The following is a 13,596-nucleotide window of genomic DNA, read 5'->3' as shown; positions in this document are numbered from 1 at the left end:
AATGCACGCGAGCCTCATGTAAAGAGCCGCCAATCTTCTTCTATTGCCTCGTCGAGGGGCAGGGATCTTTAATTCATGCAGACCGTTCTGATCGTTATTCATCTCATGATCGTGCTGGCGCTTGTCGGCGTCGTGCTGATCCAGCGCTCCGAAGGCGGCGGGCTCGGCATCGGCGGCGGCTCCGGCTTCATGTCGGCACGCGGCACCGCCAATGCGCTGACCCGCACGACCGCCATCCTCGCGACGCTGTTCTTCATCACTTCGCTGGCGCTCGGCATCCTCGCGCGGTACGAATCCCGTCCGAGCGACATCCTGAACCGCATCCCGCAGAGCCAGCAGGGCACCGGCGGCGGCATTCTCGACCAGCTCGGCCCGGCACCCGCACCCGCTCCGGCAGGCAACGGCGTTCCGTCCGGTTCCGGCGCATCCGCTCCGGCAGCCCCGGCGACTGGTGCTGCCCCTGCAACGCCCGCTCCTGCGGCCCCAGCGACCGGTTCGGCGCCTGCCGCTCCGGCTGCGCCGACGGGTGTTCCGACCGGCCAATAAGGCTCGGTCAACGTTTGAAGCTCCGGCAGGCCAAAAGCCTGCCGGTTTTATTTTGTGAAGATTCCACAGCCGTTTTTATAAAGCAGACGATTTGGGCTGGCGGAATCACCAATGAAAAGGTATCCGGTGAATCCCATGGCGCGATATGTATTCATAACTGGCGGCGTGGTTTCTTCCCTCGGAAAAGGAATTGCGGCCGCGGCACTCGGAGCTTTGTTACAAGCACGAGGTTACCGGGTTCGGCTGAGGAAGCTCGATCCTTATCTCAACGTCGATCCGGGCACGATGAGCCCGACGCAGCACGGCGAGGTATTCGTCACCGACGACGGGGCGGAAACCGACCTCGATCTCGGTCACTACGAGCGCTTCACGGGGCGCTCGGCGACGAAGACCGACAACATCACCACGGGTCGCATCTACAAGAACATCATCGACAAGGAACGCCGCGGCGACTATCTCGGCGCGACCGTCCAGGTGATCCCGCACGTGACCAACGAGATCAAGGATTTCGTCACCGAAGGCAATGACGACTATGATTTCGTCATCTGCGAGATCGGCGGTACGGTCGGCGACATCGAGGCGATGCCGTTCATGGAAGCGATCCGCCAGCTCGGCAACGACCTGCCGCGCGGCACCGCGATCTACCTCCACCTGACCCTGATGCCGTTCATTCCGGCGGCCGGCGAATTGAAGACCAAGCCGACCCAGCATTCCGTCAAGGAGCTGCAGGCGATGGGGATTGCCCCCGACATCCTGCTGGTGCGCGCCGACCGGGAAATCCCGGAGGCCGAACGCCGCAAGCTGTCGCTGTTCTGCAATGTCCGCCCGTCCGCGGTCATCCAGGCGCTCGACGTCGCCAATATCTACGACGTGCCGATGGCCTATCACAAGGAAGGCCTCGACAGTGAGGTGCTCGCCGCCTTCGGCATCGAACCGGCCCCCAAGCCGCGCCTCGACGCCTGGGAAGAGGTCTGCAACCGCATCCGCACCCCGGAAGGCGAAGTGACGATCGCGATCGTCGGCAAGTACACGGGCCTCAAGGACGCCTACAAGTCGCTGATCGAGGCGCTGCATCACGGCGGCATCGCCAACCACGTCAAGGTCAACCTTGAGTGGATCGAGTCGGAAATCTTCGAGAAGGAAGATCCGGCACCTTGGCTCGAAAAGGTTCACGGTATCCTGGTACCGGGCGGATTCGGCGAGCGCGGCTCGCAGGGCAAGATCAATGCGGCCCGTTTCGCGCGCGAACGCAAGGTGCCGTATTTCGGCATCTGCTTCGGCATGCAGATGGCCGTCATCGAGGCTGCCCGCAATCTCGCCGGCATCGAGAAGGCATCGTCGACGGAATTCGGCCCTTCCAAGGAGCCGGTAGTCGGCCTGATGACCGAATGGGTCAAGGGCAACGAGCTCGAAGTCCGCTCGGCCGCCGGTGACCTCGGCGGCACGATGCGCCTTGGCGCCTACAAGGCGGCGCTCAAGAAGGAAACCAAGATCGCGGAGATATATGGCTCGACCGATATTTCCGAGCGTCACCGCCACCGTTACGAGGTGAATGTCGACTACAAGGACCGGCTGGAAAGCTGCGGCCTGGTGTTCTCGGGCATGTCGCCGGATGGCGTGCTGCCGGAGACGATCGAATATCCGGACCATCCGTGGTTCATCGGCGTCCAGTACCACCCGGAACTGAAGAGCCGGCCGCTCGATCCGCATCCGCTGTTTGCGAGCTTCATCGAAGCAGCCCTGGAACAGAGTCGCCTCGTCTGAGCAAATTCAAAAAGGCAGGGTCTCGCATCCTGCCTTTTTGCCGTCAGGCGGAGACCTTCTGTTTTCGCACTGGCGGGAATGCTTCAACATCCCTTATGCTTCGCCGAATTGCTCTTTTCATTTCAGCGGTGCGATATGGCCATTTTCGACAGATTTTCCCTCATCGGGCGCGTGGCGCTGGTGACCGGCAGCGGCCGAGGGCTCGGCCTGCAGATGGCCAAGGCTCTGGCGGAGGCCGGCGCGCATGTGGTGCTCAGCGGCCGCTCCGGCGACCTGCTCGAACAGGCAGTGGCTTCCATCAAGGGTGCGGGCGGCAAGGCGAGCGCTGCCGCCTTTGACGTCGCAGATCTCGATGCCGGACGCGAGGCGATCGCAAAACTCCACACAGATCACGGCCGGCTGGATATCCTGGTCAACAATGTCGGCGCCCGCGACCGGCGCCCGTTTGCAGCGTTCAGCGAGTGCCGAAATCCTCAACCTGATCCAGACCGACCTGCTCTCGGCAATCGCGCTGTCCCGCAAGGCCGCTGATATCATGAAGGCTCAGGGCCATGGCCGTCTCATCTCGGTCACGTCGATCATCGGCAACATGGCCCGTTCGGGCGATGCCATCTATCCCGTCGCCAAACAGGGCCTGACCGGTCTGGTGCGAAGCCTGGCAGTCGAATACGGTCCATTCGGCGTCACTAGTAATGCGATTGCGCCCGGCATGTTCGCCACCGAGACCAATGCGGCGATTTCCGCGGAACCCGACATGATCGCATTCATGCGCCAGCGCGTGCCGCTGCAGCGCTGGGGCCGGCCCGAAGAGATCGCCGGCGCCGCGCTGTTCCTGGCAAGCGACGCCGGCTCCTTCGTCAATGGCCATGTGCTGACCGTCGACGGCGGCATGTCCATCCAGATGTGATCGCCAGTCATGCCGCCTGGGGCAGGGGGCCGACATAGACCGAGCGGGGCCGGATCAGCCGACCTTCCAGCGCCTGTTCACGGGCATGGGCGATCCAGCCGACCGTGCGGCCGATCGCAAAGACGCCGGTGAAGGCAGCCCGCGGAAATTTCAGCGCATCGAGGAGCAGGGCCGTGTAAAACTCGACATTGACGTCGAGCGGCCGGTCCGGCTTGCGCTCCCTGAGGATGGCGAGCGCCGCCTGCTCGACGGCTTCGGCGAGCCGTATGCGGTCGGGGTCCACCTGTCCGGTCATGACCAAGGGCGCCAATGCGCCTTTCAGCGCATCGGCGCGGGGATCGCGGACGCGGTAGATGCGGTGCCCGAACCCCATCAGCCGCTCGCGGCGATCGAGCGCCTGGCCGAGCCAGGTCCTGGCGTTGTCGTCGCTGCCGATCGCATCCAGCATGTCGAGCACCGGTCCCGGCGCCCCTCCATGCAACGGCCCCTTGAGCGCGCTGATGGCAGCCAGCACCGATGACGTGAGGCCAGCGCCGGTTGAGGCGACGACGCGCGAGGCGAAGGTCGAGGCGTTGAGACCGTGATCCGCGATCGTCACCAGATAGGCGTCCAGCGCTGCGACCTGTTCACGCGTCGGCAGGCTGGCGTTCAGCATGGCGAGGATATCGGCGGACTGGGAAAGCGACGGGGTGGGCGCCACCGGCATCTCTCCCTTCTGCAGCCTCAGCACGGCCGGCAGGAAGACGGCGGGAGCGGCCAGCAGTCGAAGCGTCGTCTCGAAATCCTCGCCGTCCGGCAACCGCCCGATCAGGGCGCGCATGGCATCGACAGGCGGCAGGTTCAGAAGTGCGGCATCTGCGGCGCGCACATGCGCAAAAACTTCGGCGCGGGCCTGGCCGAGGCGGGCCTTGAGATCGGCCGCGGTGACGGGACGTTCCAGGAAGCCATCGAGGAGCAGCGCTGCAGCGTCTTCATAGGTCGCGCGCTCGACAAGCAGGTCGAGAGATACGCCGCGAATGACGAGGCGGCCCGCTTCTCCGTCCACGTCCGAAAGCCGAGTCTCGGCGGCGATGACATCTTCAAGTCCGTTGTTTTTCATGAGTGTTTCTCCTTTACGAAGGTGATGATCCGACCTAGTCTTATTGACGTCAATCTTGATGTAATCGATCAATATGAACATGCTCTGGATCACCGCCGAAGAAGCTCTCTCCCGCCTCGGGACCAAACCGCAGACGCTTTATGCCAATGTCAGCCGCGGCCGCATCCGCGCCAAGGCGGATCCTGCCGATCCGCGCCGCAGCCTCTATCAAGCCGACGACGTCAAGCGCCTTTCGGAACGGCATGCCGGGCGGCGACAATCGGCGGCGGTGGCAGCGGACGCGATCCGCTGGGGCGACCCGGTCCTGCCGACGACAATCTCGACGATTTCCAGCGAGCGGCTTTTCTATCGCGGCCGCGATGCCGTCGAATTCTGCGAACATGCGACGCTGGAAGAGGTCGCCGCACTCCTCTGGGATACGGAAAGCGTGCGCGTCACCGCAGGCGGGGCAGGGCAAAGCGGCGCCAACCGTATGGCTGCGGCCTTTGCCGGGCTTGCCGCCCGGGTGATGAGCGACCTGCCGGCGCTGCGGCGAAAACCCTCCATCCTGCGCGCGGAAGCAGCCGACGTGCTATCCTCCGTCGCCATGGCGCTTGCGCCGTGGCCGGAACCGCTGCCCCTGCATGAGCGGCTGGCGCTCGGCTGGCAGCGGCCCGATGCGGCCGAGCCGATCCGCAGGGCACTGGTGCTGGCGGCCGAACATGAACTCAACGTTTCCGCCTTCGCGGCGCGCGTGACGGCGTCGTCGGGCGCCGCACTCTCCGCTGCGGCGCTTTCCGGCCTTGCGACGCTGACAGGCCCGCGGCATGGCGGCGCCTGGACCAGCGTCACGGTGCTCGCGGAAAAGGCGGCTTCGGTCGGCGTGCGGGAGGCGATCCGCAGCATGCTGTCCTCGGAAGGCGTCGTCCGGCCTTTCGGCCACCGGCTCTATCCGCATGGCGATCCGCGGGCACGGGCGCTGATGGCGAGCTTCGAAGCGCCACCGCTCTACGTCACGCTCGCCGAAGCGGGGGAGGAACTGCTCGGCGAGCCGATCAACATCGATTTCGCACTGGCATCGCTTGCTGCGACCTTCAAGCTCCCTGAAGACGCGCCGCTCGTCATCTTCGCGCTTTCGCGCACCGCCGGCTGGCTGGCGCATGCCATGGAGCAGGTTGAGAGCGGACACCTGATCCGTCCACGGGCGCGTTATACAGGCCCCGGCGGCGAATCCGGTGTATAGCGTCCGTTAAAGGCCGGAGGCCTCCACGGCTGACATGACACCACCACAATAACTCCTTTATCCTGCCGGGGAATCACGGGTGAGCATGGACGATGTTGGGTAGTAATTTCAGCTTGAGTTTGAGCCTGTTCGTGGCACAGGGGCGCGAACGCGACACGGCCGAGTTCTACAAGAACGTCTTCGGCGCCACGGAAACGAATTCCTATGAAATGCTGCGCCTGATGATGATCGAGCTGCAGCTCGGACCGATCGGCATTGTCGTCTGCGGATCCGATCCGGAAAGGGAGTCAGCACCTTCCTATCAGGGGCCTTACCATCCGAAAAACGACGGCGCCGTCAGCACGATCTTCCAGTTGACGGTGCCGGATGTCGAAAGCGTGGTCGAGGCGGCGTTCCAATTCGGCGGCATGATGCGCGACAGGATCCAGACGGACATGGATGGTCGCCAGGTTGCCTCGATCTTCGATCCGGCCGGTCACGTCTGGGTGCTGACGGAGCGAGAGCGGGAGCAGGACGAGGAATAGTCTCGTCGCGGCCGTTCGGCTCGCGGATGGAGACCGGGCGCCGGACGGACCCGATCAGCTCAAGGGCGGATCAGCAGGATCGGGCAGGGCGCGCCGGCCGGCAGTTCCGGCGCGTGCGCCGGGCGGATGATGAGGCCGTCGGAATGGGCAAAGATCTTCATCATCGATGAGTCCTGCTTCGCGAAGGCCTCCGCGACGAGATTGCCGTCGCGGTCTCTCGTCAGCCTGGCGCGCAGATAATCCTGGCGCTGGTCGTTGGCGGGAAGTTTGCTTGCCGCGACGCCCTGCACCTCCCTGCGCTTCTCCGGCAGGTGCGCGAGCTTGCGGATCAGCGGTTCGAGGAAGAGCAGGCTGGTGACGAGGCTCGCGACCGGATTGCCGGGCAGGCCGAGAACATGCATTTCGCCCAGTGCGCCAACCATCAGCGGCTTGCCCGGCCGCATGGCGATGCGCCAGAAATCCAGTTCCATGCCGGCCGCTTTCAGCGTCGATTGCACCAGGTCATGATCGCCGACCGAGGCGCCGCCGAGGGTCACCAGCACGTCGGCCTTGGCCGCACGGGCCTTGTCGATGGCCGCGGTGATATCCTCAGGCCGGTCGCGGACGATGCCGAGATCGAGGACCTCGCCGCCATTGTCGCGCACAAGCGCGGAAACGCCAAAGGTGTTGGAGGCGATGATCTGCGCGCTCCCGGGCGTGGCGCCGGGCGGGACGAGCTCATCTCCGGTTGCAAGGACTGCGACGCGGGGGCGGCGATAGACGGAAAGCTCCGGGTGGTTCATGGCCGCAGCGACCGTCAGATGCGAGAAGTCGATGAGCGTGCCGGCCGGCAGCACGGCTTCGCCCTCGGCGAAATCCTGGCCGCGGGGGCGCACATGCCGGCCCCTGATGACTTCGAACCTGGTGCGGATGCGGTCGCCTTCGAGCTTTTCGGCATCCTCCTGGATGAGGATGGAATCGGCACCTTCCGGCAGCGGGGCGCCGGTGAAGATGCGCACGGTCTCGCCCTTGCCAACCGTGCCTTCGAAGGCGTGGCCGGCGGCGGCGGTACCGATCACGGTCAGTTCGGCCCCGATCGCCGGTGCGTCGGAAGCCTTGAGCGCATAGCCATCCATGGCAGATGCGTCGAAGGGAGGCTGGGTGAGGCGGGCAACGAGGTCCGTCGCAAGGACCCGACCGTCCGCTTCGCCAAGAGCGACCGTCTCCACCGTGCCGATCGGATTGGCCTTGCCGAGCAGGCGGTTCTTCGCTTCGGAAACGGGCAGTAGCGCCATGTCTCAGTCCTCCGCGCGATAGGTTCCGGATTTGCCGCCGGTCTTTTCGAGAAGGCGGATACCGCCGATCTCCATGGCCCGGTCGACGGCCTTGGCCATGTCGTAGATCGTCAGGCAGGCGACCGAAGCGGCCGTCAGTGCTTCCATCTCGACGCCGGTCTTGCCGGTGAGTTTGGCGGTTGCGGTCACCCGGAGGCCCGGAAGCTCCTCGTCCTCGGCGATATCCACGACCACCTTGGTCAGCATCAGCGGGTGGCAGAGCGGGATGAGATCCGAGGTCTTCTTGGCGGCCATGATGCCGGCCAGCCGCGCCGTGCCGATCACGTCGCCCTTCTTGGCATTGCCCTCGCGGATCGTTGCCAGCGTTTCCGGCAGCATGCGGACATAACCTTCGGCGGTCGCGGAGCGGCTGGTTTCGGCCTTGTCGCCGACATCGACCATATGCGCCTCGCCGGACGCGCCGATATGGGTGAGGCCAGCCATTATTCCGCCGCCTGGGCCGTAGCCTCGCCGGTCAAAAGAAGGCGTGTGGCGGCGGCCACGTCATCCTTGCGCATCAGGCTCTCGCCGACGAGGAAGGTGTTGATGCCGACCTTTTTCAGGCGCTGGCAGTCCTCGTGGGTGAAGATGCCGCTTTCGCCGACGAGCAGCCTGTCGGCCGGCACCATCGGCGCCAGCCGCTCGCTCGTTTCGAGGTTAAGCTCGAAGGTGCGCAAATTGCGGTTGTTGATGCCGATCAGCGGCGAGGGGAGTTTCAGCGCCCGCTCAGTCTCCTCTTCGTCATGCACCTCAATCAGCGCGTCCATGCCGAGTTCGGCGGTAACGTCGTAAAGCTCGCGCGCCTCGTCGTCGGAAAGCGAGGCCATGATCAGCAGGATGCAGTCGGCGCCCCAGGCGCGCGCCTCGTGGATCTGGTATGTCTCGAACATGAAATCCTTGCGCAGCGCCGGCAGCGAGCAGGCGTTGCGGGCCGCCGTCAAGAATTCCGGTGCGCCCTGGAAGCTCGGCGCATCGGTGAGGACGGAGAGACAAGTGGCGCCACCGGCTTCGTAGGCTGCTGCAAGCGAAGGCGGATCGAAATCCGGGCGGATAAGGCCCTTGGACGGACTTGCCTTCTTGATCTCGGCGATCAGCCCGAAGGCACCGCTATCCTGCCTCGCCTTCAGTGCGCGATGAAAGCCGCGCGGGGAGGGCTGGTCCGCTGCACGGGCCTTCAGCTCCGCAAGCGGTACGCTTGCCTTGGCAGCGGCGATTTCCTCGCGCTTGTAGGCTTCGATCCTCTTGAGGATATCCGTCATGACCTCAATCCTTTTCGTTCGAGACGGCAACCAGACGGTCGAGCGCGGCAGCCGCCTGACCGCCATCCAGCGAACGGGTGGCAAGCCTCATGCCGTCGGCGATCGTTTCCGCCTTGCCGGCGACGACCAGCGAGGCAGCCGCATTGCAGAGCGAAATATCGCGATAGGCATTCTTGGCACCACCGAGCACTGCGCGCAATGCGGCCGCGTTGTGCACGCCATCGCCGCCCTTGAGTTCGTCGAGTGTTGCAGGCTGAACGCCGAAATCCATCGGCGTCAGTTCGAAAGAACGGATCTTGCCGCCTTCCAGCGCCGTCACCTGGGTAATGCCCGTGGTGGTGATCTCATCCATGCCGTCCCCGTGGACGATCCAGACTGTCTCCGAACCGAGATCGCGCAGGACTTCGGCGATCGGTCCCAGCCATTTCGGCGCGAACACGCCGAGAAGCTGGCGTTTGGCCCCGGCAGGGTTTGAAAGCGGGCCGAGCAGGTTGAAGATCGTGCGGGTCCCGAGTTCGACGCGGCTCGGCCCCACATGGCGCATCGCCGCGTGATGCATCGAGGCGAACATGAAGCCGATACTGGCCTGCGTGATGCAGCGGGAGATCTGGTCGGGCCCGATCTCCAGGTTGACGCCCAGAACCGACAGCGTATCGGCAGTGCCGGATTTCGAACTCAGCGCCCGGTTGCCGTGCTTGGCGACCGGGACGCCGCAGCCGGCGACGATCAGGGAGGCAAGCGTCGAGATGTTGTAGGTGCCGAGGCCGTCGCCGCCGGTGCCGACGATGTCGATGGCGTCGGCAGGGCCGGAGACGGGCAGCATCTTCGATCGCATGGTTTCGACCGCGCCGGTGATCTCGGCAACCGTCTCGCCGCGCACGCGCAGCGCCATCAGGAAGCCGCCGATCTGAGAGGGCGTCGCCTCGCCGGACATCAGGATGTCGAAAGCGCCTCGCGCCTCTTCGTGACTGAGGCTCTCGCCATTGGCAACCTTGGCAAGCAGGGGTTTCAGCTCAGGCATGGTCGGCCGTCCCTCTGGTTTACTGCAGCATGGCCTGATCGACGACGGTCTGGTTGACGGACACGCCGTAGCTTGTCTTCAGACTGTTGACCATCTGATCGAGCATGTCGTCACCGGCGGCGTTCGCCATCTGCTGCAGCTGCTGGTCGCCGGAAACCGCATCCGTCGTTGCCTGGTCGACGGCGGCCACCTTCATCAGAAGGCGGCTTTCACCGTCGGAACCGATCGCTGTCGCAGTCTTGTTGACCGAGCCGGAGAAGGCCGCCGAAATCGCCTCGTTGCCGAAGATCGCGTCCTCGGCGCCACGGCGCAGGCCCTGCTTGTTTTCGACCGCTACGCCAAGTTCGGTGGCGATGGCTGCAAGCGTCTCGCCCTTGTCGAGGCGGCTCTTGAGCTCCGTCGCGCGGGCGGTGAGCGCCTGGCGCTGCTGTTCGGCGGTCCAGTCGGCGACGGCCTTTTCGCGCACATCGGCGAGCGGGCGGTCGCGCTCGGGCACGATGTTGCGCACCTCGAACCAGACATAACCGTCATTGCCGAGGTTGACCGGAATGGTGTCGGCGCCGGGCTCGGTCCGGAATACATCGCCGAGCAGCGCGGTGGAAGCCGGCAATTCGGTGATGCGCTGCTCCTTCTCGTCGCGGCCGGAGGCATCGGATGTCACGGTGACGGCCTTGAGGTTGAGCGCCTTGGCAGTCTCCTCGAGCGGGGTGCCGCCGCTGCGCATGTCCTCGAAACGGTCGTGAACGCTCAAAACTTCCTGCGACGCGGAAGAGACGGCAAGCCGCTTGCGGATGTCTTCCTTGACCTCGTCGAACGAACGCGTCGTCTCCGGGCGGATATTGGTGACGCGCAGGATGACCGGGCCGAAGGTGCCGTCGATGACCGGCGTCGTCCCGCCGCTGGCAGCGACCTTGAAGGCCGGATCGGCAAAGGCCGGATCAGGCACGTTCTCCCTGGTGAAATCGCCGAGCCGAACGTCCGTCGCCGTCTTGCCCTGATCCTTGATGATCTGGTCGAAAGTGGCGGTGCCGTCCTTCAGCTGCGTCGCGGCCGCCTGCGCCATTTCCTTGTTGGGGAAGGGGAGCTGCTCGATCGTGCGGGTTTCGTGCGTCTTGAAGCTGTCCTTGCGCTTGTCATATTCGGCGCGCGCCGCTTCGTCGGTAATCGAAGATGCGTCGGCGATGTCGCCCGGCTGCAGCTTCACATAGGTGAAAGTGCGGTATTCGGGTGCGCGGTAACGGGTCTTCACGCCCTCGAACCAGGCGGCGAGTACATCGTTTGCCGGTGCCTTCACTGGATCGATATTGGCGTTGGAGAGCAGGATGTAGTCGATCGTGCGGGTTTCGTCACGATAGCTCTTCAAGGCATCGACCAGCACTTTCGGCGGCTGGAAGCCATCCGAAACTGCCTCGACGATCTGACTGCGGACCGCGACCTTGCTGCGCTCCTTGATGTAGTCGTCCTCCCGAATGCCGGCATTGCGCAGGCGAGAGGTGAAGAGGTTGCGGTCGAACTGGCCGTTGACGCCCTTGAAGGCCGGGTCCTCGGCGATCAGGTTGGCGAGGCGGTCCTCCGAAAGGCCGAGGTTCATGTCGTCGGAAAGCTGATCGAGCGCGGCGCCGGCTGCGAGCTGCGTGAACACCTCGTTCTGGATGCCGAAGGCGCGGGCCTGCTCGGCCGTCAGCTGTGTCCCGAACTGGCGGCTGAGATTGGCGATCTGCCGCTGGTAGGCGAGGCGGAATTCCTCGCTCGAAATCTGCTGGTCCCCGACGGTCATCACCGTGTTGCCGCCGGTCGTCACCAACGACTGAGAAGCACCCCAGACGGCAAACGAGGCAACCAGAAGCAGGAGAAGCGACTTGGCAACCCAGGAGCGGGCGGCGTTTCTGAGGGAATCAAGCATTTATCAACATACCTTGCGAACAGTCCTACCGCCCGGAAAAGGCGGATTGAAGGACTGTCTCTAAATCAAACCGAGATAGAAATGAAGGCATGCCGACGGAAAAGCGAAAACCTCCCGTTCAGGCGCGTCTGGCGGTCTTCGCAATCGACGAAATCGGCCCCGCATCAAGCCGGTCGGCGAGGGCCTGGGCATCCCGCGGGGCGCGCACTTTCACGTCGTTGTCGAAGTAGACATAGACATCCCGGCCGTGCGCACGCGGTGGGGAAGGCGGCCCCACGCGTTCCGCGTCTTTCGGGTCGCGACCCTTCGTCCATTGGCGGATGAGCTGCGCCCAGCGGTCGAGAGCCTCGTCATCATATCCGCTGACATAAAGCTGCTCGGAGCCGTGCAGGCGGCAATAGACGAAATCGGCGGTGAGATCCATCAGGAGAGGCCACTCGACCGTGTCTGCGACGACCAAGCCGACCTTATAATGGCGCAGCAGGTCGATGAAATCCTGCGAGCGGAAGCTGTCGTGGCGAATCTCCAATGCATGGCGGATCGGCCGATCCGCATCCGTCTTCACATAGTCGCGCCCGTCGAGGCGCGAATCGTGCCGCCCCGCAAGGTCGACGGCATCTCCCGTGGCCTTCGGCAGCAGCCTCAGAAACGGCTCGAAACGTTCCGCCGAAAATTTCATCCGCGGGGGGAACTGCCAGAGGACGGGTCCCAGCTTCTTGCCGAGGCGCAGGACGCCGGAGGCCAGGAAATTGGCGAGGGGCGTTTCGATGTCGGTGAGGCGGCGCATATGGGTAATGTAACGCGACCCTTTTATCGCGAAGACGAAATCGTCGGGTGTCGCGTCATGCCAGGTGGCAAAACTCTCCGGCCGTTGAAGTCCGTAAAAGGTGCCGTTGATCTCGATCGAGCGGAAATGCTCGGCGGCGTAGGTGAGTTCCTGCTTCTGCGGCAGGCCCTCGGGATAAAACACGCCGCGCCAGGGCTTGTAGGTCCAGCCCGAAATGCCGATCCGGATATCGCCCGATCTCTTCTTCATCGCACCACCTGACGTCATGGTGGCCCGAACACATCTGTGGCGCGCCGGTTCCCGGCATTCGCTCTATTTCGTGAAGATGAAGAACGCTCCGAGCGCGATGAAACCGAAGCCGACGATCTGCTTCCAGTGAATTGGCTCGCCGAGATAAAGCACGGAGAAAATGACGAAGACCGAGAGCGTGATGATCTCCTGAATGGTCTTCAGCTGGGCTGCATTGAAGTAACCGTAGCCGATGCGGTTTGCCGGCACCTGGGCGCAATATTCGAAGAAGGCGATGCCCCAGCTCACCATGATGACGAGATAAAGCGGCTTGCTCTCGAATTTCAGGTGCCCGTACCAGGCGAAGGTCATGAAGACGTTCGACAGAATCAGAAGGCCGATGGTGAGGAAGGGCGTGGCGCTTGCAAACATGATGGGAGAATCCGTGAGGGCTGCTAATGCCGTACGGCAATCATGTTCGCACGCGAAAGACAAGCATGTCCGAGCACTCGAGCAGCACGGACGTTTTAGTGAAACGTTTCGGGACGAACTTCGTCCTCGAGAATGCGGAAGGTTTCGTAGAGCGCCTCGACCAGAATATCGGTCAGCTTGTCGGCGTCGTTGTCCTGCAGGAACAGCGCGAGCGACTGTTCGGACGGCTGGTGGGTAGTTTCGTTCGACATATCATTGTCCTCAATCTGAACCGGAATCATTCCGGGTGAGGCCGACGTTAGGGACGCTTGCTTGCGCCGAGCTTGACGAAGAGGCCAACGGTCCGGGAAGCCTCAGCGAGAGAGAGAACGAGCGTTCGTCTGTAACGTTCCCGATGTGAGTTCATGCTGAACCGCGACTTGCGGGCTGCTTTAAGCTAACCGGCGTGTCTCATCTGGGCGAGCAATTTTTTGCGGAAGACTTCGGCCGGGGTTCGATAGCCAAGGCACTTGCGCGGCGTGGCATTGAGGTGGTTGCAGATCTCGATCAGATCTGTGTCTGTGACCGACAGTGGATCGACCTCTCTCGAAA

General features: G+C 63.7%; 13 protein-coding genes and 2 pseudogenes. 5 read left to right on the top strand and 10 right to left on the bottom strand.

Annotation, left to right across the window (positions count from 1 at the left end; translation table 11 throughout):
- Positions 1-75: 75 nt before the first annotated feature.
- From secG to C5J26_RS28595, 3 genes and pseudogenes are all read left to right on the top strand, one after another.
- Positions 76-546, top strand: coding sequence for a preprotein translocase subunit SecG (gene secG, locus C5J26_RS28605; RefSeq protein WP_038543050.1), 471 nt, complete (start codon positions 76-78; stop codon positions 544-546).
- A 135-nt stretch (positions 547-681) separates the two neighbouring features.
- Positions 682-2,310: a CTP synthase gene (locus C5J26_RS28600; RefSeq protein ID WP_172723839.1), complete on the top strand. Its 1,629-nt coding sequence runs from the start codon at positions 682-684 to the stop codon at positions 2,308-2,310.
- A 135-nt stretch (positions 2,311-2,445) separates the two neighbouring features.
- Positions 2,446-3,217, top strand: a pseudogene (locus tag C5J26_RS28595) (SDR family oxidoreductase).
- Positions 3,218-3,224: 7 nt separating this feature from the next.
- On the opposite strand, the gene C5J26_RS28590 reads toward C5J26_RS28595, so the two are convergent.
- Positions 3,225-4,316 carry a citrate synthase/methylcitrate synthase gene (locus C5J26_RS28590; RefSeq protein ID WP_105404848.1) on the bottom strand — a complete coding sequence of 364 codons (1,092 nt, stop codon included), beginning with the start codon at positions 4,314-4,316 and terminating at the stop codon, positions 3,225-3,227.
- Positions 4,317-4,395: 79 nt separating this feature from the next.
- On the opposite strand from C5J26_RS28590, the gene C5J26_RS28585 reads away from it, so the two are divergent.
- Both C5J26_RS28585 and C5J26_RS28580 read left to right on the top strand, forming a co-directional pair.
- Positions 4,396-5,538 (top strand): citrate synthase, encoded by a 1,143-nt coding sequence (locus C5J26_RS28585; protein WP_105404905.1) that lies wholly within the window; start codon positions 4,396-4,398, stop codon positions 5,536-5,538.
- A gap of 113 nt (positions 5,539-5,651) precedes the next feature.
- Positions 5,652-6,062, top strand: coding sequence for a VOC family protein (locus C5J26_RS28580; RefSeq protein WP_245441310.1), 411 nt, complete (start codon positions 5,652-5,654; stop codon positions 6,060-6,062).
- A gap of 59 nt (positions 6,063-6,121) precedes the next feature.
- Here C5J26_RS28580 and glp read toward each other — a convergent pair whose 3' ends face one another.
- From glp to C5J26_RS33420, 9 genes and pseudogenes are all read right to left on the bottom strand, one after another.
- Positions 6,122-7,336, bottom strand: coding sequence for a gephyrin-like molybdotransferase Glp (gene glp, locus C5J26_RS28575; RefSeq protein ID WP_105404846.1), 1,215 nt, complete (start codon positions 7,334-7,336; stop codon positions 6,122-6,124).
- Positions 7,337-7,339: 3 nt separating this feature from the next.
- Positions 7,340-7,819, bottom strand: a complete 480-nt coding sequence (gene moaC, locus C5J26_RS28570) for a cyclic pyranopterin monophosphate synthase MoaC (protein WP_046666895.1) — start codon at positions 7,817-7,819, stop codon at positions 7,340-7,342.
- The gene (gene trpC / locus C5J26_RS28565) at positions 7,819-8,634 is read right to left on the bottom strand and encodes an indole-3-glycerol phosphate synthase TrpC (RefSeq protein ID WP_105404845.1); all 816 of its coding nucleotides are present in this window, start codon (positions 8,632-8,634) and stop codon (positions 7,819-7,821) included. The genes moaC and trpC overlap by 1 nt, the downstream gene beginning before the upstream one ends.
- Before the next feature lie 4 nt (positions 8,635-8,638).
- Complete coding sequence (gene trpD / locus C5J26_RS28560; RefSeq protein WP_046666893.1) at positions 8,639-9,655, bottom strand: anthranilate phosphoribosyltransferase; 1,017 nt, start codon at positions 9,653-9,655, stop codon at positions 8,639-8,641.
- A 19-nt stretch (positions 9,656-9,674) separates the two neighbouring features.
- Complete coding sequence (locus C5J26_RS28555; RefSeq protein WP_105404844.1) at positions 9,675-11,558, bottom strand: peptidylprolyl isomerase; 1,884 nt, start codon at positions 11,556-11,558, stop codon at positions 9,675-9,677.
- Positions 11,559-11,676: 118 nt separating this feature from the next.
- Entirely contained in the window at positions 11,677-12,594 is a 918-nt protein-coding gene (locus C5J26_RS28550; protein ID WP_105404843.1) for a DUF72 domain-containing protein, read from the bottom strand.
- A 63-nt stretch (positions 12,595-12,657) separates the two neighbouring features.
- Positions 12,658-13,005, bottom strand: coding sequence for a DMT family protein (locus C5J26_RS28545; RefSeq protein ID WP_037082394.1), 348 nt, complete (start codon positions 13,003-13,005; stop codon positions 12,658-12,660).
- A gap of 95 nt (positions 13,006-13,100) precedes the next feature.
- On the bottom strand, positions 13,101-13,256 hold the full coding sequence (locus tag C5J26_RS28540) for a hypothetical protein (protein WP_172746154.1): 156 nt from the start codon (positions 13,254-13,256) through the stop codon (positions 13,101-13,103).
- A 185-nt stretch (positions 13,257-13,441) separates the two neighbouring features.
- Positions 13,442-13,596: pseudogene (locus C5J26_RS33420) on the bottom strand (IS30 family transposase); the annotation flags it as partial.

Origin of the sequence: Neorhizobium sp. T7_12 (assembly GCF_002968535.1) — a bacterium.
Classification (GTDB): Bacteria; Pseudomonadota; Alphaproteobacteria; order Rhizobiales; family Rhizobiaceae; genus Neorhizobium; species Neorhizobium tomejilense.
This window is presented reverse-complemented; position numbering and strand designations above follow the sequence as displayed.

Coding starts and splice junctions, on each gene's coding strand:
- secG (WP_038543050.1), top strand. CDS start 76: ATGCAGACCGTTCTGATCGTTATTCATCTCATGATCGTGCTGGCGCTT.
- C5J26_RS28600 (WP_172723839.1), top strand. CDS start 682: ATGGCGCGATATGTATTCATAACTGGCGGCGTGGTTTCTTCCCTCGGA.
- C5J26_RS28590 (WP_105404848.1), bottom strand. CDS start 4,316: ATGAAAAACAACGGACTTGAAGATGTCATCGCCGCCGAGACTCGGCTT.
- C5J26_RS28585 (WP_105404905.1), top strand. CDS start 4,396: ATGCTCTGGATCACCGCCGAAGAAGCTCTCTCCCGCCTCGGGACCAAA.
- glp (WP_105404846.1), bottom strand. CDS start 7,336: ATGGCGCTACTGCCCGTTTCCGAAGCGAAGAACCGCCTGCTCGGCAAG.
- moaC (WP_046666895.1), bottom strand. CDS start 7,819: ATGGCTGGCCTCACCCATATCGGCGCGTCCGGCGAGGCGCATATGGTC.
- trpC (WP_105404845.1), bottom strand. CDS start 8,634: ATGACGGATATCCTCAAGAGGATCGAAGCCTACAAGCGCGAGGAAATC.
- trpD (WP_046666893.1), bottom strand. CDS start 9,655: ATGCCTGAGCTGAAACCCCTGCTTGCCAAGGTTGCCAATGGCGAGAGC.
- C5J26_RS28555 (WP_105404844.1), bottom strand. CDS start 11,558: ATGCTTGATTCCCTCAGAAACGCCGCCCGCTCCTGGGTTGCCAAGTCG.
- C5J26_RS28550 (WP_105404843.1), bottom strand. CDS start 12,594: ATGAAGAAGAGATCGGGCGATATCCGGATCGGCATTTCGGGCTGGACC.
- C5J26_RS28545 (WP_037082394.1), bottom strand. CDS start 13,005: ATGTTTGCAAGCGCCACGCCCTTCCTCACCATCGGCCTTCTGATTCTG.
- C5J26_RS28540 (WP_172746154.1), bottom strand. CDS start 13,256: ATGTCGAACGAAACTACCCACCAGCCGTCCGAACAGTCGCTCGCGCTG.